The organism is Rhodobacter capsulatus (genome assembly GCF_005144475.1).
GTDB lineage: Bacteria > Pseudomonadota > Alphaproteobacteria > Rhodobacterales > Rhodobacteraceae > Rhodobacter > Rhodobacter capsulatus_C.
On sequence record NZ_SWJZ01000063.1, the window covers coordinates 24,472 to 48,477 of the forward strand.

Sequence of the window (24,006 nt, forward strand, 5' to 3'; positions counted from 1 at the left end):
GTGTGGCGTGCTCTCGCGCCGGTTGCAATGCTGTGGTGCAGCCGAATCGATCCCGGGCGCGGGGCCGCCTGCGTGCCGCGCGCAGAGAGCGGATTGACCTTGCCTCATAATTTGATCATATTTTGCCAAGGGGCCATCGGGCCCGCTGCCGCGCCGCACCCGGCGCGACGTGCCGCGCGGCGGCACCCAGACCGGAAAGGACAGCCGATGTTCGAAAATCATCTTCCCACTGCGGAATTGCAGGCGCTTGACGCCGCCCATCACATGCACCCGTTCACCGATGGCGACGGGCTGGCGAAAAAGGGCGCGCGGATCATCACCAAGGCGAAGGGTGTCTGGGTGACCGACAGCGAAGGCGCTGATATCCTTGACGGGATGGCCGGGCTTTGGTGCGTCAACGTCGGTTACGGCCGCGAAGAGCTGGTCGAGGCCGCCGCCCGGCAGATGCGCCAGCTGCCGTTTTACAACACCTTCTTTCAGACCTCGCATATCCCGGCGATCCAGCTGGCGAAGCGTCTGGCGGAGCTTGCGCCGGGCGATCTGAACCATGTCTTCTTCAACGGCTCGGGCTCGGATTCGAACGACACCAACATTCGCATGGTGCGGCGCTACTGGCAGGCGCTGGAAAAGCCGGAAAAGAATGTGATCATTTCGCGCTGGAACGGCTATCACGGCTCGACCATGGGCGCGGCGAGCCTGGGCGGGATGAAGGGGATGCATGCGCAGGGCGGGCTGCCGATCCCGGGGATCGTGCATATCGACCAGCCCGACTGGTGGTCCGAGGGCGGCGACATGACCCCCGACGATTTCGGTCTGGCCCGCGCCCGTCAGCTGGAAGAAAAGATCCTTGAGATCGGCGCCGAAAACGTCGCCGCCTTCATCGGCGAGCCGGTGCAGGGGGCGGGCGGCGTGATCATTCCGCCCGCGACCTACTGGCCGGAAATCCAGCGCATCTGCCGCCAATACGACATCCTTCTGATCGCCGACGAGGTCATCACCGGCTTTGGCCGCACCGGCAACTGGTTCGGCTGCCAGACCTTCGGGATCACGCCGGACATCATGACTGTCGCCAAGGGGCTGACCTCGGGCTACATCCCGATGGGGGCCTCGATCGTCTCGGACAGGGTCGCGGCGGTGATCAACGGGTCCGATGAATTCGCGCATGGCTACACCTATTCGGGCCATCCGGTCGCCGCGGCGGTGGCTTTGGAAAACCTGCGCCTGCTGGACGAGGACGGGATCGTCGCCCGGGTGGCGGCGGAAACCGCGCCGTATCTGAAGGCGAAATGGGAAGGTCTGGCGGCGCATCCCTTGGTGGGCGAGGCGAAGATCATCGGCATGATGGGCTCGATCGCGCTGACGCCGAACAAGGAAACCCGGGCGAAATTCGCCGCGAAATCCGGCACGGTGGGCTATATCTGCCGCGAGCGCTGCTTTGCCAACAACCTGGTCATGCGCCATGTCGGCGATCGGATGATCATCTCGCCGCCGCTGGTGATCACCCCCGCCGAAATCGACATCCTGATCGAACGGGCGTTGAAATCGCTCGATGAAACGCTGGCGCGGATCACTGCCGAAGGGCTGAACCAAAGCGCCTGACGCAGGCTTGCACGGCCCGGCGGGTCAGCCGGGCTGTGCCTCGATCAGAAGCTCGCGGACGTTTTCCATCCCCTGCAGGATATCCAGCCGGATCGCCTCGGCCACGCCCGCGGGGTCGCCCGCCCGCATCGCCGCAAGCGCCGCCTGATGCATGTCGGGCAGGTTCGAGGTGCCAAAGCGCCCGCACATCACCCGCAGCGCCGGGGCGGACCGCAGCCAAAGCGCCTCCACCACCGGCAGGATCACCTCGGTCCCGGCCAGCGCGTAAAGCGTCATGTGAAAGCGGTGGTTCTGCACCATGTAGTGCCGCGTGTTGCCCTGCGTGATGGCGGCGGTATGGGCGGCGTCGATCGCGGCCAGCGTCTCGATATCGGCGGCCTGCGCCCGCGCCGCGCCCTGCCGGGCCAGCTCGGGTTCCAGCGCATTGCGGGCAAAGATCAGCTCGTCGACCTGCGCCACGCTGAGCACCGGCACGGTGACGCGGCGGTTGTCGTGAAACTGCAACGCCCCTTCCGAGGTCAGCCGCCGGATCGCCTCGCGCACCGGGGTCACGCCCGCGTCAAGCCGCGCCACCAGCCCCTGAATGGTGACCGGATGGCCCGGCGCCAGATCGCCCGACAGGATCAGATCGCGGATGCCGCGATAGACGCTCAGATGCGCGGGTTCTTTTGCGGCAAGACTGTCCACAGGGATCCTTTCGGCGGCGGGCCGGGGCAGGATAGCGGGTTTTTGGCCCCCGCGAAAGATGATCAAATTCCGGGGGCGCCGAGCCCGGCGAAGGTGGCAAGCCCGCAGGCGGCAGCCCCCGCCAGCGTCGCCAGCACGACCGAGCGGCGGGCAAACCAGACCAGCAGCACAGCCGTCGTCCCAAGCCCGAGGGGCAGGGGGGCGGTGCCCGGGCTTTGCAGCATCGGCAGCAGCGAGGCGGTGAACAGCGTCGCAATCGCCGCCGGTCCGGTGGCGGCAAAGAAGCGCCGCAGCGGGCCATCGGGCCTGCCTTTGGCCAGCGGCAGTTTCGTCGGCACGACGCGAAAGGCCCAGGTGGCCAAGCCGGTCAATGCGGCCAGGGCAAGAAGGTCGGTTCTCATGCGCGGCCTTTCTGCAAGGTTCCGGTGGCGGCGCCCGCGGCGATCCCGGCAAGGATGCCCAAGGTCGGGCTGAGCAGCAGGCTGCCCAGAACCGTCGCGCCGACCGCCACGGCGACCGGGCCAAGCTGGCGCCGGTCGAGGATCGAGAGCAGCAGCGCGAGGAAGAGCGCGGGCAGCATGAAGTCCAGCCCGGCATCAAGGGCGGGGAAGGCGTTCAGCGCCTCGCCCCCGGTGGCGGCGCCAACGGCGGTGCCCGCGATCCACGACAGATAGGCGCCCAGGCCAAGCCCGCCGATGAAGCCTTCGGAAAAGCGCTGCCCGCGGGCCAGTGCGCCAAGGCTCGCGCCGAAGACCTCGTCGGTCAGGCACCAGCCCCAGGCCCAGGAAAACCGCGTGCTGGCGGCGGGGCCCGCCTTTTCCAGCAGGGCCGGGCCATACATCACATGGCGCAGGTTCATCGCCGCAAGCGTGGCCGCCGAGATCAGCAGCGGGGCGCCGCTGGTGACCAGCGCCAGCGCCAGGAATTGCGCCGCGCCCGCGAAGATCACGACCGAGAACATCACCGCCTCGGCCGGGCTCAACCCCGCGCGAATGGCCGCGACGCCAAACGAGAAGGCGATGGGAAAATAGCCCAGGATCAAGGGGATGGCGGCCAGAAAACCGTCGCGCAAACGGGGGGTGTCGGTCATGCTTGCTCCGCTTGGGCCCTGCAACCGGCCGGGACGCCTGCGGTATATCGGCCGCAAGCCCGCAAATCAATCGCGGCTGCCCGGTCCTTGGGCAGGGGCGCGCGCTCGCGCATTCGTGGCGAAACGTGACGGGCCGGGGCCTTGCCCGCCGCGCCGATGCGGCCCAAGGAGGGGCAAACCCGAAAGGACGCCCGATGATCCTGCGCGACAAGCCCAGCCCGCTCGACCTTGCTTTCGCGCTCAAGGGCTCGATCGTGCCTGCGGTGGTGCGGCCGGTGGCGGTCGTCGCGGTGGCGGCGACGCTGCTGACCGGGCTCGGGCTGCGCTTCGAGGTGCTGCCGGTGGTCGATCCGGTGGCGGTGACGGTCTTCGGTCTCGCCTTGTCGCTGTTTCTGGGGTTTCGCAACAACGCCGCCTATGAGCGCTGGTGGGAGGCGCGCCGGCTGTGGGGCGGATTGCTCGCCGATCTGCGGATGCTGGCGCGCGAGGCCGAGGTGTTCATCGCCGATCCCGTCCTGCGCGCCGAGGTGCTGCGCGATGCGCTGGCCTTTGCGCATCTGCACCGGGCGGGGCTGCGCGGGATCGCGGCCGACCCCGAGGCGCTGCGCCTTGCGCCCGATCTGGCGGGCACGCCCAATCCGGCCTGTGCGGCGCTGGACCGGCTGACGGCGCGGCTGGCGGCGGCGCATCGGGCGGGGGGCATCGACGGCTTCGGGGCGCGGGCGCTGTCGCAGCGGCTGGCCGCGATCACGCTGGCGCAGGCGGGCACTGAACGCATCGCGGGCACGCCCTTGCCCTTTGTCTATTCGCTGCTGATCTATCGCACGATCTACATTTATTGCCTGCTGCTGCCGGTGGCGCTGTTTGCGGCGGCGGGCTGGCTGACGCCGGTGATCGTCGCCATCGTCGCCTATGTGTTTCTGGGGCTGGCCGAGGTCTCCGAGGAGATGTCGCATCCGTTCGGGACCTCGCCGAATGCGCTGCCTTTGGATGCGATCTGCCGCGCGATGGAGATCAGCCTGGCGCCGCATCTGGGCGAAGAGGCGCCCGCGCCGCTGGCGCCGGTGGACTATCTGCTGAGCTGACCGCGTGCGGGCGGGTCAGGGGCGGCCAGGGCGGGGCGGTCAAAGCCGCGCCAGTTCCGCCGCCAGATCGCCATAGCCGGTGAAGCGCCGCTCGTAACGCAGGCCAAGCCTTGCCGCACAGTCCGCGGCCTTGGCCTCCAGTGCCGCATCCTCGGTCTGCGCCAGATAGACGAGCTTCTCGTAATTGCCGAACATCATCGGAATGAGGCTTGGGTGCCGGTCAAAGCCCATCGGCCGCCAGACGAAGGCGTCGAACTGCCGGACCAGAAAATCGGTCAGGTAAAAGGCGGTGATTTCGCTGTCCGCATGGGCGGCGAAGCGGTCGTTGCCCTCGAAAAACGCATAGCAATGCGGCCCGGGGATCAGCGCGACCCCAAGCCGCGCGCAGGCCTCGGCCAGCTGCCCGCCGGTGCCGCAATCGGCATAGACGACATGGATGCTGTCGTAATCGCGCCGATGCTTTCCGACCGCCTCGATCACCGCGGCGGTGATTTTCTCGGGCCACAGATGCAGATTGGCGGGCAGGCAGGTCAGATCCAGATGATCCCAGGCGTTCACAGTTTTCAGCGCGACGATCTCCTGCGCCAAGGCCCCGCAGGCGATCAGAAGCACCCGGCCGCGCCCGTCGGGGGGCAGCCCCGCCTCGGTCAGCGCTTCGTCCGAGATCATTCCACCCGCGCCAGCATCCGGATCAGACAGGCTCCGATCAGCGCCCCCAGACCCAGCACCGCCAGCGACAGCCCGGACTGAACCGCCAGAAAGATCGTCAGACCCGCGGCCGCGATCACCGCAAGGAGCATCATCAGGAAATGCGGAAGGGGCATCGGCTGCATCGGTCATTCTCCATATCCTCAATATGGGGGCTCGGTGGCAAAAGAAAAGGCCCCGAACCGGGTCGGGACCTTTCGAAATCATCGCTGGAAACGCTCAGGCGCCGATCTGCCCGGCTTCAGGCGCCGATCTGCCCAGCCTCAGGCGCCCATCTGCCCAGCCTCAGGCGCCCATCTGGTTGTGCTTGCGCGCCACCATCGCCTTGGCCATTTCCACCGTCACGGCGGCGTCGCGGCAATAGGCATCGGCACCGATCGCCCGCCCGAATTCCTCGTTCAAGGGCGCGCCCCCCACCAGAACGATGTAATCGTCGCGGATGCCCTTTTCCTTCAGCGTGTCGATCACGACCTTCATGCAGGGCATCGTGGTCGTCAGCAGCGCCGACATGCCGAGGATGTCGGCCTCCTCACGGGCCAGCGCTTCAAGATAATTCTCGACCGGGTTGTTGATCCCGATATCGACGACCTCGAAGCCCGCGCCCTCCATCATCATCGCGACAAGGTTCTTGCCGATGTCGTGGATGTCGCCCTTGACCGTGCCGATCACCATCTTGCCCATGCGCGGCGCGCCGGTTTCCGCCAGCAGCGGCTTCAGGATCGCCATGCCGCCCTTCATCGCATTCGCGGCGAGCAGCACTTCCGGCACGAACAGGATCCCGTCGCGGAAGTCGTTGCCGACGACCGTCATCCCCGCCACCAGCGCCTTGGTCAGGACGTCATAGGGCGTCCAGCCGCGCGCGATCAGGATGTTGACCGCCTCTTCGATCTCTTCCTTGAGGCCGTCGTAGAGGTCGTCGTGCATCTGCTGCACAAGCTCTTCATCGTCGAGTTCCGAAAGGATGATGTCGTCTTCATCGGCCATGGCTGTCTCCTGCGCGTGCTTGCTTTTGTGATGCGGAAAAAAGGCTTCGATTACTTGCCGTTTTGCGACATGCGCCGGTCCGTCCCCGACGCGGCGTCTCTGTGTGCGCAAAGGACCCGGGGCGAATCTCTTGCGAAATGTTCTCATTTCGTTCTAGTTTTCGCCCATGATGCACGCTTTGCCCCTGCCGCTCGACCTGCCCCCTGCCGATCCGCGCCAACGCCTGCGCGCGCGGGGGGCGGCTGCGAATCCGGTCGGCCGCTTCGAACCCTATGCGCGGATCGTCGAGCCCGACGGCTGGGATCTGGTCGAGGACGACAGGCTTTTGCGCACCGAGGTCAGCGTCGAGCGGCCGAAATCGGTGATCACCAGAAACCAGAGCCCCGATGTGCCCTTCGACCGCTCGGTGAACCCCTATCGCGGCTGCGAGCATGGCTGCATCTATTGCTTCGCGCGGCCGACGCATGGCTTCCTCGGCCTCTCGGCCGGGCTCGATTTCGAAACCCGGCTGATTGCGAAACCCGAGGCGCCCGATCTTCTGGCGCGCGAGTTGTCGAAACGCGGCTATGCGGTGGCGCCGATCGCCTTGGGCACCGCCACCGACCCCTATCAGCCGATCGAGGCGGAATGGGGCCTGACCCGCGGCCTGTTGCAGGTGCTGAGCGATTTCAACCATCCCGTGCTGCTGACCACCCGCGGCGCCGGGGTGCTGCGCGATCTTGATCTGCTGGGTTCGATGGCGAAACGCAATCTCGTGCATCTGGCGGTGTCGCTGACGACGCTCGACGAGGATCTGGCGCGCAAGCTCGAACCGCGCGCGCCGACGCCCCAGACCCGGCTGCGGATCATCCGCGAGGCCGCGCGGGCGGGCATCCCCGTGCGCGTCATGGCCGCGCCGATCATTCCCGGCCTGACCGATGCGGCGCTCGAAGCGATCCTGACCGAGGCGCGGCGGGCGGGCGCCCGGGCGGCCGAGATGATTCCGCTGCGCCTGCCCAACGAGGTCGCGGCCCTTTTCGCCGACTGGCTGGCGCGGCATTACCCGCTGCGGGCGGAAAAGGTGCTGAACGCCATCGCGGCCTTCCGGGGCGGCAAGCTGAACGATCCGCGCTTCACCACGCGGATGGAGGGCGAGGGCACCGAGGCCGAGCTTCTGGCCCGCCGTTTCGAAGTGTCCTGCCGCCGCCTCAGCCTGGCCGCCGCGCTGCCGCCGCTGGATTGCACGCGCTTTGCCGTGCCCCCCCGCGCGGGCGAGCAGCTCGAACTGTTCTGACACCTGCGCCTCCGGCAAGGGGGGATGCGTATTTGCACCAAGAAGAAACCATGCCGTTTCTTCTTGGCAAAAATACGCTCTTTTCAAAGCTTTGGATCAGCCGCGACGGCGGCCCTTGCGCTCGCGGGTGGGGCCGTCGTCATCGCCGGTGCCATCCGAGGCCGAGGAGAAGGCGCCCAGTTTCGCGGCGATCTCCTCAAGGCTCGGGCGGGGCCCGCGCGGACGGGTCGAGAGCGCCTCGTGCATCGCCTGCAGATGCACCGGCATCGTGCCGCAGCAGCCGCCGATGATCGTCGCCCCGGCATCGCGCGCCAGGCAGGCGTAATCGCCCATCAGCTCCGGTGTGCCGTCGTAATGGATGTGGCCGTCGTGGTATTTCGGAATGCCCGCATTGCCCTTGGCGATCAGCGGCCGTTCGGTGCCGGTGGCGACGAAACCCATCAGCGTCCGCATCAGATCGGCCGCGCCGACGCCGCAATTGGCGCCGAAAGCCAGCGGCGGGTTCGGCAGTTTTTCCACCAGCGCCGCCATCTGCGCCGAGGTGACGCCCATCATCGTGCGCCCGGCGGTGTCGAAGCTCATCGTGCCGCACCACTCCATCCCGGCAAGGCGGGCGGCTTCGGCGGCGGCCTTGTATTCTTCGGGCGCCGAGATCGTCTCGACCCAGAGCACATCGGCGCCGCCCTCTTTCAGGCCCTCGGCCTGTTCATGGAAGATCTCGACGGCGAGGTCATGCGTCAGCGTGCCCATCGGCGCGAAGATCTCGCCCGTCGGCCCGACCGAGCCGCAGACGGCGACCGGACGGCCCGCCTTGTCGGCGACCTCGCGGCCGATCTCGGCGGCGATGCGGTTGAGGTCGCGCACCCGGCCCTGCGCATTGTGCAGCTTCAGCCGCGCCGCATTGCCGCCGAAGGTGTTCGTCAGGAACAGGTCCGAGCCCGACTCGACCGCGAAGCCGTAAAGTTTCGCGATCCGGTCCGGGTGTTCGATGTTCCACATTTCCGGCGGCTCGCCCGAGGACAGCCCCATGTTGAACAGGTTCGTCCCCGTGGCCCCGTCGGCCAAGAGCCAGTCGCGGGATTTCAGCAGGCGGGAAAGCGTGTTGGTCATCGGGCCTCTCCTGAACCAAGGTCGGCCTCTCCCTGCCACGAGGCGGGGAAAAGTGCAATTTCCTTTCGATCAAGATACTCTTGACGCGAAGACCGGAGTGGCGGCGAGCGCGGGGCCAGTGTCGATATCTGTGTCGGTATCGACCTCGGTCCCGGCGGCGCGGGCGGTGCCGGGCAGGGGGGCCGGGCGGTGGATGGCGCGGGCGATGTCGGCGGCGGCGAGCATCAGCGCGGCATGCGAGGGCGCGGCGATGTAGCGGGGCGAGAGCCGGGGCGCGAATCCCATCTTGAACTGGCGCAGACCGGCCGCGCCCTTGCCCTTTTCGGCGTGCCGCCATAGCGCCGCCGCCGGTCCTTCGCTGTCTTCGGCGCGCGGCGGCAGGGCGGCCAGCGACAGCCGCGCCACCCCGGCCCGGGCCGCTTCGGCGATGGCGGTGGCGATCAGCGCCTGCATCGTGCCATCGGGGGCCTCGGCGGCCGGGCGCATCAGGTCAAGGACCCATTCCGTCGCCGTGGTGTGGAAACTGGCAAAGCCGACCAGACGCCCCGCGCCGTCGCGGGCCAGCAGAACCTGTTGCGCCGAGACGTAATCCGCAGCGAAGCGGCCCATCGAGAAACCGCGTTCGCCGCCATGCGTCGCGGCCCAGGCGCGGGCGAGCCCGGCCATTTCGTCGAGCGGCAGCAGGCCGAGGGCGCGGGTGACGCGCAGACCGGATTTCTCGGCCTTGCGCAGCTTGCGCCGCAGCCCCGCCCGGGCCGGAGTGTTCAGATCGAAGCGGGCGGGATCGAGCCAGACCTCGGTGGCGACCGGGGCGACGATCCAGCCTGCGGCGCGGGCCTGCGCCGCGACGCGGGGGGAAATCTTGTAAAGGCAGGCGGTCCGCCCCTCGGCCCGGGCCGAGCTGCGCAGCCGTTCGAGCAGCACCGGGACGGGCGCGGTGCCGAACGGGTCGAGAAGCCCGGTCAGGGTCCGCGCGCTGCGCCCGACCATCCAGCCGCCGGTGCCGCAATCGCCGGGCAAAAGCCCGTGTTCGCCCTGCCGCAGCAGGCCAAGTTCGGCCTGCGGCCCCGCAAGCGCACGGCGCAGCAGCGGCTTCGGCGCCTCGGCGGGCATCATCACCGTGCTTTTGCGCAGCACATGCGCCGGACGCAGCGCCACCAGCGCGATCGCCGCCAGCGCGGGCAGGCCGTAATAGACGATCCGCCAGGCCAGAATCGCCGCGATCAGCTCGGGCTGGGCGGTGCCGGGCAGAAGCGTGATCAGCGTGATCTCGAACGGGCCGACGCCGCCCGGGGTGTTCGACACCAGCCCCGCGCCCTGCGCCAGCAGGAAGGCGGGATAAAGCGTCAGGAAGGACAGCGGTTCCGAGCCGGGCAAAAGCGCCCAGAGCGCCGCGGCGGCAAAGGCGGTGTCAAGCGTCGCAAGGCCGAGGATCCGCCCCATCACCGCCAGCGGCGGCAGCCGCAGGGTGAAGCGGCCGAGCCGCAGCCCCTCGGGCAGGACCAGCGTCGCCAGCGCCAGCCCGCCGCCCAGCACGAGGCCGAGCACGGCAAGCCCCTGCACCGCCAGCACCGGCAGATGCTGGTGATCGACCGGCGCGACCAGCAGCACCGCCGCCGTCAGCACCGACCAGCCCGCCAGGAAGGTCGCGGCGACGGTGGCGGTGATCTTGCTGGCCTGCGCGAGCGAGGTGTCGGGCAGCATCCGCCAGCGCACCAGCGCCCCCGAGACCAGCCCGAATCCGATCGTCTGCGACAGGGCGATCGCGGTCCAGCCGCCACGGCGGGCATGGCCGGGCGCGGTGCCGGTGGCCAGGGCGCGGTGGATCAGCGCGTCATATTGCGCCAGCGCCGCGAAAGAAGCGACGGTGGCCGCGATCGCCAAAGCCCAGGACAGCGCATCGACGCGCGCCAGCGCCGCCAGAATCGCCGCCCCGTCAAGGCTGGCCAGCTTGTCGCGCAGCACCCAGAGGAACACCGCGACCAAACCAAGGCCGAGCGCCTGCTTGCGCGCCGCCGCCCCGATCCGCATGCCCTCGGGCAAAACAAGGCCACGTGCCGCGAGCGCGGCCGCAAAGGCCGTTTCTGTGTCTTTGGACATGCTGCCTCCCCGAAGATGCGCAACCGGAAGGATGCGCGCCAAGGGTTAGCAAGCGGTGAAAAGTCGCAGGTTTCCCGCAGATTTGGTTGCCGAGACTTAACCATCCTCGCGCCGCGGGGCAGATAAGAAAACACCGCGCCTTCGCGGGGAAGGGCGGTGCCAAAGAGGCCGGGAGCGGATCGGAGCGCCCATCCGGGGCGCCTAGTGGCGCCCGCGGCGGTCGGATGTCTTATCCGGCGCTGGCGAGCTGTTTCATCGCCTCGACCATCGATTTCTGCAATTCGGCGCGGATCGCCGCCTCGTCGGCCTTGCCCGCCAGATCGGCGACAAGCTTGCGCACGACATCGTCCTTGCCGGCCTCTTCGAGATCGGCGGCCAGAACTTCGGCCACATAGGCGTCCAGCGCGGCCTCGGTCTTGCCCAGAAGCCCCGCCGCCCAATGCGCCAGAATCTTCACCGACCGGGCCTCGGCCTTGAAGCGCAGATCGGCATCATGCGCGAATTTCGCTTCGTAGGCATGTTCGCGATCGTCGAAAGTGGTCATGGTTCCCCCCTAGGTCAGTGTCTCGCGGCAGATATGGGTTCAACCGCGCGCCGCTGCAAGGTTTATTCCGCCCGCGCGCGGACCGATTGCGCAACCACCCGGCGATGATCGCGCCCGCGCGGGCGCGGTTCGGGACGGTGCGGCAGGGGCTGCGACCGGCTTTGCCTTGCGGGATGGGCGCTCTTGCGCTAATGGGCGCGAAGGCAGTGACCGTGTGCCCCGCACGGCCACCCGTTCGATATTGGAGAGCCCATGGCACCGCGTCGCAAGAAAATCTACGAAGGCAAGGCGAAGATCCTTTACGAAGGCCCGGAGCCGGGAACGCTGGTGCAGTATTTCAAGGACGACGCGACCGCCTTCAACGCGCAGAAGAAGGCGACGATCGAGGGCAAGGGCGTGCTCAACAACCGCCTGTCGGAATTCTTCATGACCGGGCTGACGAATGTGGGGATTCCGAACCACTTCATCCGCCGTCTGAACATGCGCGAGCAGCTGATCCGGCAAGTCGAGATCGTGCCGCTGGAAGTCATCGTGCGCAATTTCGCCGCCGGGTCGATCTCGAAGCGGCTGGGCATCGAGGAGGGCACGGCGCTGCCGCGGCCGATCGTCGAATACAGCTACAAGAATGACGCGCTTGGCGATCCGCTGGTGCCCGAGGAATATATCATCGCCTTCGGCTGGGCGAACCAGCAGGATCTGGATGACATCGTGTCGCTGGCGCTGCGGGTGAACGATTTCCTCTCGGGCGTGTTCTTCGGCGTCGGCATCAAGCTGGTCGATTTCAAGATCGAGATCGGCCGGATCTGGGATGGCGATTTCATGCGCCTGATCGTCGCCGACGAGATCAGCCCCGACAGCTGCCGTCTGTGGGATGTGAAGACGGGGCAGAAGCTCGACAAGGACGTGTTCCGGCGCGATCTGGGCTCGCTGACCGATGCCTATACCGAAGTGGCGCGGCGGCTGGGCGTGATGCCCGCCAATGCGACGCCGATGAAACCGACGCTGATCAACTGATCGCAACGGCAGGATTTGAAGGGCGGTCCCGCGGGGCCGCCCTTTTCCTTTGCGCGGGCGGGTCCAGTCTTGCGCGCGGGGGGCGCCATCCGTGCTTGCCCGAGGCCGGGGCTTGGGCTATCAGGGCCGAAACGGACGGGTGCGGCCACCTGTCGAGACGCCAGCCCCAAGCGAGGAGATCCCGGATGAAAGCCCGTGTGCATGTGATGCTGAAGGATGGGGTGCTGGACCCGCAGGGCGAGGCGGTGCGGCATGCGCTGGGGCATCTGGGCTTCACCGGCGTCGAGGCGGTGCGGCAGGGCAAGGTGATCGAGCTGGATCTGACCGCCACCGACCGGGCGGCGGCCGAGGCCGAAGTCAAGGCGATGTGCGACAAGCTGCTCGCCAATACCGTGATCGAAAAATACACCGTCGAGATCTGCTGATCCCGGCCGAGGCCGGGGGCGCTGCCCCCGGACCCCCGGGATATTTGTGGCAAGATAAAGCAGGAGTGCTGGGCCGATGAAAGCCGCCGTCATCACCTTTCCGGGGTCGAACTGCGACCGTGACCTTGCCGATGCCTTCGCGAAAGCGGGCGCCGAGGTGGTCCGGGTCTGGCACAAGGACACCGACATTCCGGCGGGCACCGATGTGATCGGTGTGCCGGGGGGCTTTTCCTTTGGCGATTATCTGCGCTGCGGCGCCATCGCCTCGCGCAGCCCGATCGGGCAGGCGGTGGTCGATTTCGCGGGCCGCGGCGGCCATGTGATCGGCATCTGCAACGGCTTTCAGGTGCTGACCGAGATGGGGCTGCTGCCGGGCGCGCTGATGCGCAATGCGTCGCTGAAGTTCCGCTGCCGTCCGCAGCGGCTGAAGGTGGCCACCGCGGACAGCCCCTTCACCCGTCTTTATGCGGCGGGGGCCGAGGTGACCTATCCGATCGCCCATCACGACGGCAATTATGTCCTTGACGCCGAGGGGCTGGCGCGGCTTGAGGGCGAGGACCGCGTCGCCTTCCGCTACATCGACAATCCGAACGGCTCGACCGCCGACATCGCGGGCGTGCTGAGCGAAAACCGCCGCGTTCTGGGGCTGATGCCGCATCCCGAGCGGGTCGTCGAAGAGGCGCAGGGCGGCACCGACGGGGCGGCGCTTTTCCGCGCGCTGGCCGACATGCTCGCGGTGGTGTGACCGCCGCGCCTTGTTGGGGGCGGCCGCTTCGCCTAAGCTGAGCCCATGACCGCCCTTGCCCCGCGCCCCGATCTGCTTGCCGCCTCCGAGGCCCGCCGCCGTCTGCGCCGCATGGCCTATCGGGCGCTGGCCGTGCTGATGCTGCTGGCCACGGTGATCGGTGTCTGGTTCACCAACACCTGGCTGACCGAGCGGTTCACCGAAACCACCCGCATGCGGACCGAGCTGCGGCTGGCGCTTTATTCCGGCAACATCCTGTCGGAGCTGCAGCGCACCTCGGTCGTGCCGCTTTTGCTTGCGCGCGACCCGGAACTGACCAAGGCGCTGGGATCGGGGGATTTTTCCACCACCTCGGGGCTTTTGATCGCGGCGCGCGAGGAGGTGGGGGTGGCCTCGATCCGGCTTCTGGACCTGCAGGGCCGGGTGATGGGGGCGACCGACCGCAACGTGCTGGGCACCGTTTTCAACGACGCGCCGTTTTTCGTCGATGCGCAGCGCACCCGCGAGACCGTGTTCTCGGCGGTGGAGGGGGTGACGGGGGCAAGCGAATTCGTCTATTCCCGCGCCGTTCTGGCCGATGGCAAGCTGGTGGGCGTGATCGTCGTCGGCGCCGATCTGGCGCGCTATGAACGCGCCTGGGCGGGGATTTCCGATGCCGTCGCGGTGATGGACAGCGCGGGCAAGATCGTTCTGGCGACCGAGCCGCGCTGGCGGGGCTTGACGATGGAAGAGGCTTTGGTGGCGCGTTCTGCCCCCTCGGCGATCGAGCGCGCGCTGCAGGCGACGGCCGACTGGGCCAATGATCCGCCCGATGCCTGGGTGCTGGGCCAGGCGGTGATGCGGACCGAGGCGCGGGTGCCGTTTCGCGGCTGGCGGATGGTGGCCTTTACCCCCTATTCCTCGGTGCGCGACCGGGTCAATGCGGTGATTGCCCTGGAAATCATGGGCTTCGCGATCCTTTTGGCGCTGGGGTTTTATCTGATTTCGCGGCGCGCCAAGGTGCAATCGGCGGTCTACCGGCGCGAGTCGGCCGAGCTGCGGGCGCTGAACGCGCGGCTTTCGCGCGAGATCGCCGAACGCGAGCGGGTGCAGAAAGACCTGTCCCTGGCCGAACAGACGCTGGAGCAAAGCTCGAAACTGGCCGTGCTGGGCGAGATGTCGGCGGCGGTCAGCCACGAACTCAATCAGCCCCTGGCCGCGATGAAGACCTATCTGGCGGGGGCGAAACTGCTGTTGCAGCGCGAACGCGTGCCCGAGGCGCTGTCGTCCTTTCAGCGCATCGACGATCTGATCGAGCGGATGGGGGCGATCACCCGGCAGCTGAAATCCTATGCGCGCAAGGGCGGCGATGCGATCGAACCGGTCGATCTGCGCGCGGCGCTGTCCTCGGCGCTGGCGATGATGGAGCCGCAGCTGAAAGCGCGCACGGTGAAGATCGTGCGCAACCTGCCGCGCGGCGCGGTGATGGTGCAGGCCGACCGGATCCGGCTGGAACAGGTGATCATCAATCTCTTCCGCAATGCGCTGGATGCGACCAAGGGCTTGCGTGCGCCGCGCATCGAGATCACGCTGGTCTCGGAGGAGGAGGTGGCGGTGCTGACGCTGGCCGACAACGGGCCGGGCATCACCGATCTGGAAAAGCTCTTCGAGCCGTTCTGGACGACGAAGAAACCGGGCGAGGGGACGGGGCTGGGCCTGGCGATTTCCTCCTCGATCGTGGCCGATTTCGGCGGCCGGCTGACGGCCCGCAATGACGAGGGCGGCGGTGCCGTTTTCGAGATGCGGCTGCCGCGGCTGACGGCAACAAGACAGACGCCCGTAGCTGGGCGCAGGGGGACGGAGTAGATCATGGCGCGGATGATGAAAGTGGCGATCGTCGATGACGAGGAAGACATCCGTCAGTCGATCGGGCAATGGCTGGCGCTTTCGGGCTTCGACACCGAGACCTTTTGCAGTGCCGAAGAGGCGCTGAAGGTGATCGGGACCGATTGGCCCGGCGTGGTGATTTCCGACATCCGGATGCCGGGGATGGACGGGATGACCTTCCTGAAGCGGCTGATGGGGCTGGACAGCGGTCTGCCCGTCATCATGATCACCGGGCATGGCGACGTGCCGATGGCGGTCGAGGCGATGCGGCTGGGCGCCATGGATTTCATGGAAAAGCCCTTCAACCCGGACCGGATGACGGAACTGGCCAAGCGCGCGACGCAGACGCGGCGGATGACGCTGGATGCCCGCGCTTTGCGCCGCGATCTGGCCGAGGGCTCGGCGGTGGTGGGCAAGCTGATCGGGGTTTCGCCCTCGATGGAGCGGCTGCGCGAGGATGTTCTCGATATCGCGCAATCGGACGGGCACGTGCTGATCGACGGCGAGACCGGCACCGGCAAGACGCTGGTCGCCCATGCGCTGCATGCGGCGGGGACGCGGGCGGGGAAGAAATTCGTCACCATCTCCTGCGCCGCCTATACCGAGGAAGCCTTGGCCGAGAAGCTTTTCGGGCCGGTGGCCGAGGGGCTGCCGCTGGTCGAGGAGGCCCGCGGCGGCACGCTGGTTCTGGAGGATATCGAGGCGCTGTCGACCGGGCTGCAGGCGCGGCTGCTGACGGTCTTGAACGAACAGGGCACGCCCGCCGAAACCCGGGTGGTGGCGATCTGCAACGCCCATGGCGAGGGGCGCACGCTGGAAGACGTGCTGCGTCCCGATCTGTTCTTCCGTCTGGCGGCGCACAAGCTGACCCTGCCGCCGCTGCGCGCGCGCGGCGAGGATGTGCTGACCCTCTTCACCCGGATGACCGAGGCTTTCGCCGATGATTACGGCTGCGAGCCGCCCGAGGTCAGCGCGCAGGAAGCCGCGCAGCTGCTGCAGGCGCCCTGGCCGGGCAATGTGCGCCAGCTGATCAATGTCGCCGAACGCGCGGTGCTGCAGGCGCGGCGCGGCTCGGGTTCGATCGCGTCCTTGCTGATGGCCGAGACCGACGAGGCCGGCACGGCGATGACGACCGAGGGCAAGCCGCTCAAGGAATATGTCGAAAGCTTCGAGAAGATGCTGATCGACAACACGATGCGCCGTCACAAGGGCTCGATTTCCGCGGTGATGGAGGAATTGTGCCTGCCGCGGCGCACCCTGAACGAGAAGATGGCGAAATACGGCCTGAGCCGCGGCGATTACACCTGAGGCGGAGAGGGGGCGCTGCCCCCTCGGCCTGCGGCCTCACCCCCGGGATATTTTCGCCAAGGTGAAAGCCATCCCGGGGTTTGCTTTCACCTTGGTGCAAATATCCTCGGGGGGTGCGGGGGGCAGACAGCCCCCCGTCGGCTGCGGCACGCGTCGGGGCTGAAATCAGCGTTAACCGTTTCTTGACGAAAAACCGATTGTGTTTGTGTCATTTGCGTTGATATTGTCGCAGTGTCGGCAGGACTCTCCTCCTGTCCACGGAATTCGCTGATTTCCGGGTCTGAGCCTTCGCGAGCGCGGGGCGGGCCTTGGATCATCCGATTGGTCGCAAGACCGCACTCTTGCCCCCGGGGCTTCGTTGTCAGGGGGGTTGCAAATCGGCGCGGGGCGACAAGCCCGGCGCTTGGGACGAACCGCGATGGGTTGCACGGCAACGGGATGGGTGATGACGGGCGGGCCGCTTTCGGCCGCCGCCGTCCATATCCGTGGATGCGCCCGCGCCTCAACGACAAACCATGCCCCGCCCGCCTTGCCCGCAAGGCCAAGGTGCGACGCGGCGTGGGGAAACAGGATTTATGGCAAAGAAGATGCTTATCGATGCCACCCACGCGGAGGAAACCCGCGTCGTGGTGGTGGACGGCAACAAGGTCGACGAGTTTGATTTTGAAACCGTCAACAAACGGCAGCTGGCCGGGAATATCTATCTGGCGAAAGTGACGCGGGTGGAGCCTTCGCTCCAGGCCGCTTTTGTCGATTACGGCGGCAACCGCCACGGCTTCCTCGCCTTCGCCGAGATCCACCCGGATTACTACCAGATCCCGGTGGCCGACCGTCAGGCGCTGCTGGAAGAGGAGCGTCTGGCTGCCGAGGCCGAAGAGGCCGAGGAAAACCGCTCGCGCTCGCGCCGGTCGCGGTCGCGGTCGGGATCGTCGCGCTCGGGCGGGCAACAGGCCCGCGCCGAGAAGGCCACGGGCAATGATGCCGTCCTGCGCTCGGAAGACATTCCGGGCATGGCGGTGATCGACGAGGCGGCGCCGGGCGAAGAGGCGCTGACGCTTGAACCCGTTGCCGCCGAGGCCGATGTCCTCGACGCGGCCCCGGAAGAGGGCTTTGCGTCCGAAGAGGGCGTGGCGGAGGTCGAGACCGCCGAGGAGGGGGAGGCCGAGGAGGCCGAAGCCCCGCGCGAGATCGAGGAAGACCACGATCACGACCATGACCACGATCACCATGTCCATCCCGTCGATGACGAGATCGAATCGGTGGCCGAGGAAGACGTGGCCGAGGAAATCCATGCGCCCCGCCGTCCGCGCGCGCGGCGCTACAAGATCCAGGAAGTGATCAAGGTCCGGCAGATCATGCTGGTGCAGGTGGTCAAGGAAGAACGCGGCAACAAGGGCGCGGCGCTGACCACCTATCTCTCGCTCGCCGGTCGCTACTGCGTCTTGATGCCGAACACCGCGCGGGGCGGTGGCATCTCGCGCAAGATCACCAATGCGGCCGACCGCAAGAAGCTGAAGGAAATCGCCTCGGAGATGGAGGTGCCGCAGGGCGCCGGGCTGATCATCCGCACCGCGGGCAGCCAGCGCACCCGCACCGAGATCCGCCGCGATTATGAATATCTGATGCGGCTGTGGGAACAGATCCGTGAGCTGACCCTCAAATCGATCGCCCCCGCGCCGATCTACGAGGAAGGCGATCTGATCAAGCGCTCGATCCGTGACCTGTATTCGAAGGACATCGACGAGGTTCTGGTCGAGGGCGAGCGCGGCTATCGCGTCGCCAAGGACTTCATGAAGATGATCATGCCGTCCCACGCCAAGAACGTGAAGCATTACAACGAGCAGCTGCCGCTGTTCGCGCGCTTCCAGGTCGAGAGCTATCTGGCCTCGATGTTCAACCCGGTGGTGCAGCTGAAATCGGGCGGCTACATCGTGATCGGCGTGACCGAGGCGCTGGTGGCCATCGACGTGAACTCGGGTCGGGCGACCAAGGAAGGCTCGATCGAGGAGACCGCGCTCAAGACCAACCTTGAGGCCTCCGAGGAGATTAGCCGTCAGCTGCGTCTGCGCGACCTGGCCGGGCTGATCGTCATCGACTTCATCGACATGGAAGAGCGGAAAAACAACGCCGCCGTCGAGAAGCGTCTGAAAGAGAAGCTGAAAACCGACCGCGCGCGGATTCAGGTGGGCCGGATCTCGGGCTTTGGCCTGATGGAGATGTCGCGTCAGCGGCTGCGTCCGGGGATGCTGGAAAGCACCACCCAGCCCTGCCCGCATTGCCACGGCACCGGGCTGATCCGCTCGGATGACAGCCTGGCGCTGCAGGTTCTGCGCGCCATCGAGGAAGAGGGCACGCGCAAGCGCAGCCGCGAGGTGCTGGTCAAGTGCCCGGTCGCGGTGGCCAACTACCTGATGAACGCCAAGCGCGAGCATATTGCCAGCATCGAGGCGCGGTACGGCATGGCGGTGCGGATCGAGGCCGATCCGACGCTGGTCAGCCCCGATTTCAGCATCGAGAAGTTCAAGACCGCGACCCGGATCGTGCCCGAGGCGCATAGCGCCGTCGTGCATGCCAGCGCCGAGCTGATGGCCGAGATCGACGAGGAAGACATCGTCGAGGAGGAAGAGGACGAGGTCGAAGAGGCCGCGCCCGCGGCGGTTGCGGCCGCGACGGGCGAGCCGGGCGAAGGCTCGCCGAAGAAAAAGAAACGGCGTCGGCGGCGGCGGAAGAAAAACGGCGCTCCGGGCGGGACCGATCTGGCGGCCGAGGGCGACGAAGGGGATGACGGCGAGGACGACGGCGAGGACGAAGGCGACGACGCCTCGGACGAGGAAGCCGCCGAAGACGCCGCCCGCGCCGCGGCTGCGGCCGAGCTGGCCGAGGTGAGCCTGCCGGTGCTGGACGCCGAAGCGGAGGCGCAAGCGCCTGTGGCCGAAACCGCCGCCGCTGCGGAGGCCGCGCCGGAAGAGGCGGCGCCGAAGCCGAGCCGCTCGCGGTCGCGCTCGAGCAAGGCGAAGAAAGAGGCCGAGGCCGTCGAGGGCGCGGAAGCGCCGGTGAAGAAGACCCGGACCCGCACCACGTCGAAGGCGAAGAAGGAAGCCGAGGCGGCGGCGGCTGCTGCGGCTGCGGCCGAAGCGGAAGCCCCGGTTGTTGCGCCCGAGCCGGTTGCCGAAGCCGCGACCGAGGCTCTCGCAGCCCCGGCGCCGGTCGAGGCGGTGGTCGAGGCGGTGGTCGAAGCCGCACCGGTTGTCGAAGCCGCGCCCGAGCCGGTCTTGCAGGCTGCGCCCGAGCCGGTGGCGGATCTGGCCCCCGAGGCTGCGCCCGAACCGGAAGCGGATTCCGACCCGACCTCGCCCGATGATCAGAAGCCGAAGAAACGCGGCTGGTGGTCGCTGGGCTGAGCCCCGCAGAACAGAAAACCGAAACGCCGGGCCCTGGCCCGGCGTTTTGCTTTTGCCGATCAGCTCTCGGGTTCGGGCCGGTCCGGGCCGCGCGCGACGGCATAGATCAGCACGCCCGCCTCGTCCCTGGCCGAGACGAGGCGATGGCCGGATTGCGCGCAGAAATGCGGCACGTCGATCCAGCTGGCGCGGTCGGTCGCCTGCATCTCGACCACGGCGCCTTCGGGCAGGCTGCGCAGGGCCTTGGCCAGCCGCAGCACCGGCAGCGGGCACAGAAGGCCGCGCAGATCGAGCGAAAGGGCAGGGGGTGTCGTCATGGTCCGGGCGTAACGCCCGGGCACGGCCCTGTCCACGGCAATGTGAGCCGTGCCCCGGTGACGCCGGGCCGCAGCCCTGCTAAAAGGACGCATGACGCCGACCGACCTGATCTTCGACGCGGGCTTCCTGACCGCCGCGGCCACCGCCTTTGTGGCGGGGTTCCTGTCCTTCCTCAGCCCCTGCGTGCTGCCGATCGTGCCGCCCTATCTGGCCTATATGGGGGGCGTGACGGTCAGCGACATGGGCGCGGGCCGCCGGGCGGCGCGGGGCCGGGTGGTTCTTGCGGCGCTGTTCTTCGTGCTCGGCCTGTCGACCGTGTTCCTGATGATGGGGCTTGGGGCCTCGGCGCTGGGGCAGGCGCTTGGCGCCTGGAAGGACACTTTGGCCAAGGTCTCCGGCCTGGTCGTGATGATCTTCGGCGCGCATTTCATCGGCGTCTATCGAATCGGTTTTCTCGATCGCGAGATGCGCTTTGACACCGGCGATCAGGGCGGCTCGGCGCTTGGCGCCTATCTGCTGGGCCTGGCCTTCGCCTTCGGCTGGACGCCCTGCCTTGGCCCGGTGCTGGGCACCATCGCCTCGATGGCGATGGCCGAGGGCACGATCGGTCGCGGCATGGCGCTGCTGTCCGCCTATGCCGCCGGTCTGGGCCTGCCCTTCCTGATCGTCGCCGCCTTCTTCCCCAGCCTGGGCGGCGCGCTGGCCTTCATGCGCCGCAACATGGGCCGGATCGAGAAGATCTCGGGCCTTCTGCTCTGGACGATCGGGCTGATGATGCTGACCGGACAGCTGTCGGATCTGTCGTTCTGGCTGCTCGACACCTTCCCGGCGCTGGCCGAGCTGGGCTGATCCCGGCGGGTTCCCGCGGGCGGGCCGGGCTAAACAGGAACTTGCTTTGACCCGATGTGTGCCCCGCGCTATAGGGGCGGCAACGGGCCCGATGGCCTTTGGGGGTGCTCCTTGATCCGCTTCGTCCTGTCTTCGCTTGGGGGAGTCTTCTCCTGGATCGTCACCGCGCTTTTCTTTGTCGCGCTGACCATCGGCGGCATCTTCTACATGTATTCGCGCAACCTGCCGAGCCATGAGCAGCTGGCGCAATACAGCCCGAAGACGATCAGCCGGATCTATTCCGGCGAGGGCCGGTTGATCGACGAATTCGCCCAGGAACGCCGGATCTTCGTGCCGATTCAGGACATTCCCGACATCGTCAAGGAAGCCTTCGTTTCGGCCGAGGACCAGAACTTCTACATCCACAAGGGCTATGACGCGCAGGGCATGCTCTCGGCCGCCTTTGCCGCGGTGAAATCGGGCGGGCGCGACATGCGCGGGGCCTCGACGATCACGCAGCAAGTGATGAAGAACTTCCTGCTCGACGGCTCGCGCTCGGCCGAGCGCAAGATCAAGGAGCTGATCCTTGCCTCGCGGGTCGAGCAGGCGCTGTCGAAGGACCGCATCCTTGAGCTTTATCTGAACGAGATCTTCCTTGGGCAGAATTCCTATGGCGTCGCCGCGGCGGCGCAGACCTATTTCAACAAGCCGCTGACGGCGCTTTCGATGTCCGAGGCGGCCTATCTGGCGGCGCTGCCGAAGAAACCGGCGGAGCTGCATCCGGTGCGCAACTACGAAGAGGCGCGGCTGCGGCGCAACTATGTGCTGCGGCGGCTTTTCGAGGACGGTCACATCACCAAGGCGCAGATGGAGGCCGAACAGGCGACCGAGCTGCGTTCGGTGCAACGCGGCGATTACGAGACCTTCCGTCAGGCGCTGCCGCCGCGCGATTATTTCACCGACGAGATCCGCCGCCAGCTGTCGAAAAGCTTCGGGCAGGATGAATTCTTCGGTGGCGGTCTGACGATCCGGGCGACGGTCGATCCGAAGCTGCAGCGCCAGGCGGCGAAGGCGCTGCAGGAGGCTTTGGAGAAATACGACCGCGGACAGGGCGTCTGGCGCGGCACCGGGGCGAAGATTGCCGCCGACAAGCTGGGCGACGAGGCGGGCTGGCGCGCGGCGCTGGCCGCCGTGCCGACCGACAAGGCGCCGCGCGATGTCGAGGGCTGGCATCCGGCGGTGGTGCTGGAGCTGACCGACAAGGAGGCCCGCATCGGTATCGAGGGGATCGCGGAAGACGCCGATGGCCACTGGATCCCGGCCAATGACGTGACCTGGGCGCGCAAGCGGCTGGCGGATGGCAAGCTGGGGGTGCGGGCGAAACGTGCCTCGGATCTGGTCGATCTCGGCGATGTCGTGCTGGTGCGCGCGGTGACGAAGGACGAGGACGGCAGCTTCCTGCGCTGGTCGCTGCGGCAGGTGCCGATCGTTGGCGGGGCTTTCGTCGCGATGGACGTGCATACGGGGCGCGTGCTGGCGATGCAGGGCGGCTTTTCCTATCAGGCCTCGGTCTTCAACCGCGCGACGCAGGCGATGCGCCAGCCCGGCTCGAACTTCAAGCCCTTCGTCTATGCGGCGGCGCTGGACAGCGGCTTCAGCCCCGAGACGATCGTCGTCGATGCGCCGATCGAGGTCGACACGCCGCAGGGCCTGTGGCGGCCGAAGAACGCCTCGAACAAGTATTACGGCCCGACGCCTTTGCGCACCGGGCTGGAGCAGTCGCGCAACCTGATGACGGTGCGGATCGCGCAGGAAGTCGGCATGGATGTCGTCGCGGGCTATGCCGAACGCTTCGGGGTCTATGATCCGATGGGGCAGTTCCTGGCCAATTCGCTCGGCTCGCAGGAAACCACGATGTACAAGCTGATTTCGGCCTATGCGATGTTCGCCAATGGCGGGCAAAGGGTCGAGCCGACGCTGGTCGACCGGGTGCAGGACCGCTGGGGCCGCACGATCTATCGCCATGATGCGGCGACGACCTGCCCGGATTGCGGCACGCCGGAGCTGCCGGCGGGGCTTGGGCCGCGGGTGCGCGCCGACCGCGAACAGGTGATCAATGCGATCACCGCCTATCAGATGATCTCGCTGATGGAAGGCGCGGTGAAACGCGGCACCGGGACCGGGGTGAACCTGCCGGTGCCGGTGGCGGGCAAGACCGGGACGACGAATGACGCCAAGGACGTGTGGTTCACCGGCTTCACCTCGAATATCGTGGCTTCGTGCTACATGGGCTATGACCAGCCGCGCACGCTGGGGCCGGGGGCCTATGGCGGCACGCTCTGCGTGCCGGTGTTCAACGCGTTCATGCAGGAAGCGGTGAAGGATTACGGCGGCGCGGCCTTCAAGGTTCCGCCGGGGGGCTATTGGCAGAAATACAACCGCTTCACCGGCGAGAAACTGCCCGAGGATGCCACCGGCGATTTCGTGCAGGCGGAATATCTGCGCGAGGGCCAGGAGATGCGCTCGCTTGGTCAGATCGTCGATGGCGGCTTTGCGATGGGCGAGAACCTGCCGCTGTTCGCACAGGGCGAGACCGATACCGACACGACGGCGGTGACCACCTCGACCGGGGAACAGCGGGTGATCCCGAAGAAGGCGACCTTCGGGTCGCTTTCGGCGGGCGGTCTTTACTGAACCGGAGATTTCGCCGCGCAGGCGCGGCGACCCGGGCGGGGGCTTCGCCCCCGCACCCCCAGCGTATTTGAACCAAGAAGAAGCCGGGGCCGTTTCGGGGCTCCCGTCTCTCGGCTTTCCGTCGCTGCGTTCACCTTGGGGTAAATATCCCGGCGGGCCGAGGCATCCCGGCAGTGCCGGTTTCGGCGGCCTTGCCGCCATGCAAAAGGGGCAGCCCTGCGGCTGCC

The 24,006-nt window shown here is 67.4% G+C and carries 21 protein-coding genes; 11 read left to right on the top strand and 10 right to left on the bottom strand.

Features of this window, described 5'->3' with window-relative positions; translation table 11 throughout:
• Positions 1-207 precede the first annotated feature (207 nt).
• Positions 208-1,599, top strand: a complete 1,392-nt coding sequence (locus FBT96_RS14410; protein ID WP_136907838.1) for an aspartate aminotransferase family protein — start codon at positions 208-210, stop codon at positions 1,597-1,599.
• Positions 1,600-1,623: 24 nt separating this feature from the next.
• Here the strand turns inward: FBT96_RS14410 and FBT96_RS14415 are convergent, their stop codons facing one another.
• From FBT96_RS14415 to FBT96_RS14425, 3 genes are all read right to left on the bottom strand, one after another.
• Positions 1,624-2,286 (bottom strand): GntR family transcriptional regulator, encoded by a 663-nt coding sequence (locus FBT96_RS14415; RefSeq protein ID WP_136907840.1) that lies wholly within the window; start codon positions 2,284-2,286, stop codon positions 1,624-1,626.
• A 62-nt stretch (positions 2,287-2,348) separates the two neighbouring features.
• Entirely contained in the window at positions 2,349-2,687 is a 339-nt protein-coding gene (locus FBT96_RS14420; protein ID WP_136907842.1) for an AzlD domain-containing protein, read from the bottom strand.
• A complete protein-coding gene (locus tag FBT96_RS14425) occupies positions 2,684-3,376 on the bottom strand; it encodes an AzlC family ABC transporter permease (protein WP_136907845.1) in 693 nt (230 codons plus the stop codon). Before FBT96_RS14425 ends, FBT96_RS14420 begins: the two co-directional genes overlap by 4 nt.
• A gap of 194 nt (positions 3,377-3,570) precedes the next feature.
• On the opposite strand from FBT96_RS14425, the gene FBT96_RS14430 reads away from it, so the two are divergent.
• Entirely contained in the window at positions 3,571-4,461 is an 891-nt protein-coding gene (locus FBT96_RS14430; protein WP_136907847.1) for a bestrophin family protein, read from the top strand.
• A gap of 39 nt (positions 4,462-4,500) precedes the next feature.
• Here the strand turns inward: FBT96_RS14430 and FBT96_RS14435 are convergent, their stop codons facing one another.
• The 3 genes from FBT96_RS14435 to FBT96_RS14440 form a co-directional block, all read right to left on the bottom strand.
• Positions 4,501-5,130: a DUF1638 domain-containing protein gene (locus FBT96_RS14435; RefSeq protein WP_136907849.1), complete on the bottom strand. Its 630-nt coding sequence runs from the start codon at positions 5,128-5,130 to the stop codon at positions 4,501-4,503.
• Entirely contained in the window at positions 5,127-5,294 is a 168-nt protein-coding gene (locus FBT96_RS20795; RefSeq protein ID WP_169583483.1) for a hypothetical protein, read from the bottom strand. The genes FBT96_RS14435 and FBT96_RS20795 overlap by 4 nt, the downstream gene beginning before the upstream one ends.
• A 160-nt stretch (positions 5,295-5,454) precedes the next feature.
• Positions 5,455-6,153, bottom strand: coding sequence for a corrinoid protein (locus FBT96_RS14440; RefSeq protein WP_136907850.1), 699 nt, complete (start codon positions 6,151-6,153; stop codon positions 5,455-5,457).
• A gap of 166 nt (positions 6,154-6,319) precedes the next feature.
• Between FBT96_RS14440 and FBT96_RS14445 the strand changes: the two genes are divergently transcribed.
• Positions 6,320-7,426, top strand: coding sequence for a PA0069 family radical SAM protein (locus tag FBT96_RS14445; RefSeq protein ID WP_136907852.1), 1,107 nt, complete (start codon positions 6,320-6,322; stop codon positions 7,424-7,426).
• A gap of 96 nt (positions 7,427-7,522) precedes the next feature.
• Here FBT96_RS14445 and bmt read toward each other — a convergent pair whose 3' ends face one another.
• From bmt to FBT96_RS14460, 3 genes are all read right to left on the bottom strand, one after another.
• On the bottom strand, positions 7,523-8,536 hold the full coding sequence (gene bmt, locus FBT96_RS14450; RefSeq protein WP_136907854.1) for a betaine--homocysteine S-methyltransferase: 1,014 nt from the start codon (positions 8,534-8,536) through the stop codon (positions 7,523-7,525).
• Between the two features lie 69 nt (positions 8,537-8,605).
• Entirely contained in the window at positions 8,606-10,636 is a 2,031-nt protein-coding gene (locus FBT96_RS14455; RefSeq protein WP_136907856.1) for a phosphatidylglycerol lysyltransferase domain-containing protein, read from the bottom strand.
• A 229-nt stretch (positions 10,637-10,865) separates the two neighbouring features.
• Positions 10,866-11,180: a DUF1476 domain-containing protein gene (locus FBT96_RS14460; protein ID WP_136907858.1), complete on the bottom strand. Its 315-nt coding sequence runs from the start codon at positions 11,178-11,180 to the stop codon at positions 10,866-10,868.
• 252 nt (positions 11,181-11,432) lie between these two features.
• On the opposite strand from FBT96_RS14460, the gene purC reads away from it, so the two are divergent.
• From purC to FBT96_RS14490, 6 genes are all read left to right on the top strand, one after another.
• The gene (gene purC / locus FBT96_RS14465; RefSeq protein WP_136907860.1) at positions 11,433-12,194 is read left to right on the top strand and encodes a phosphoribosylaminoimidazolesuccinocarboxamide synthase; all 762 of its coding nucleotides are present in this window, start codon (positions 11,433-11,435) and stop codon (positions 12,192-12,194) included.
• A gap of 185 nt (positions 12,195-12,379) precedes the next feature.
• Positions 12,380-12,619, top strand: coding sequence for a phosphoribosylformylglycinamidine synthase subunit PurS (purS, locus tag FBT96_RS14470; protein ID WP_136907862.1), 240 nt, complete (start codon positions 12,380-12,382; stop codon positions 12,617-12,619).
• Positions 12,620-12,695: 76 nt separating this feature from the next.
• Positions 12,696-13,364: a phosphoribosylformylglycinamidine synthase subunit PurQ gene (gene purQ, locus FBT96_RS14475; RefSeq protein ID WP_136907864.1), complete on the top strand. Its 669-nt coding sequence runs from the start codon at positions 12,696-12,698 to the stop codon at positions 13,362-13,364.
• 111 nt (positions 13,365-13,475) lie between these two features.
• On the top strand, positions 13,476-15,209 hold the full coding sequence (locus FBT96_RS14480; protein ID WP_249306516.1) for a sensor histidine kinase: 1,734 nt from the start codon (positions 13,476-13,478) through the stop codon (positions 15,207-15,209).
• Between the two features lie 3 nt (positions 15,210-15,212).
• Positions 15,213-16,538, top strand: coding sequence for a sigma-54-dependent transcriptional regulator (locus tag FBT96_RS14485; RefSeq protein WP_023915360.1), 1,326 nt, complete (start codon positions 15,213-15,215; stop codon positions 16,536-16,538).
• A gap of 575 nt (positions 16,539-17,113) precedes the next feature.
• Positions 17,114-19,939: an Rne/Rng family ribonuclease gene (locus FBT96_RS14490; protein WP_136907868.1), complete on the top strand. Its 2,826-nt coding sequence runs from the start codon at positions 17,114-17,116 to the stop codon at positions 19,937-19,939.
• Between the two features lie 59 nt (positions 19,940-19,998).
• On the opposite strand, the gene FBT96_RS14495 is transcribed toward FBT96_RS14490, so the two are convergent.
• Positions 19,999-20,256: a sulfurtransferase TusA family protein gene (locus FBT96_RS14495; protein WP_136907870.1), complete on the bottom strand. Its 258-nt coding sequence runs from the start codon at positions 20,254-20,256 to the stop codon at positions 19,999-20,001.
• Positions 20,257-20,347: 91 nt separating this feature from the next.
• Here FBT96_RS14495 and FBT96_RS14500 point away from each other — a divergent pair, with 91 nt between their 5' ends.
• Both FBT96_RS14500 and FBT96_RS14505 read left to right on the top strand, forming a co-directional pair.
• Positions 20,348-21,106, top strand: a complete 759-nt coding sequence (locus tag FBT96_RS14500; protein ID WP_136907872.1) for a cytochrome c biogenesis CcdA family protein — start codon at positions 20,348-20,350, stop codon at positions 21,104-21,106.
• Between the two features lie 111 nt (positions 21,107-21,217).
• The gene (locus tag FBT96_RS14505; protein WP_136907874.1) at positions 21,218-23,779 is read left to right on the top strand and encodes a penicillin-binding protein 1A; all 2,562 of its coding nucleotides are present in this window, start codon (positions 21,218-21,220) and stop codon (positions 23,777-23,779) included.
• The last annotated feature ends 227 nt before the right edge of the window (positions 23,780-24,006 follow it).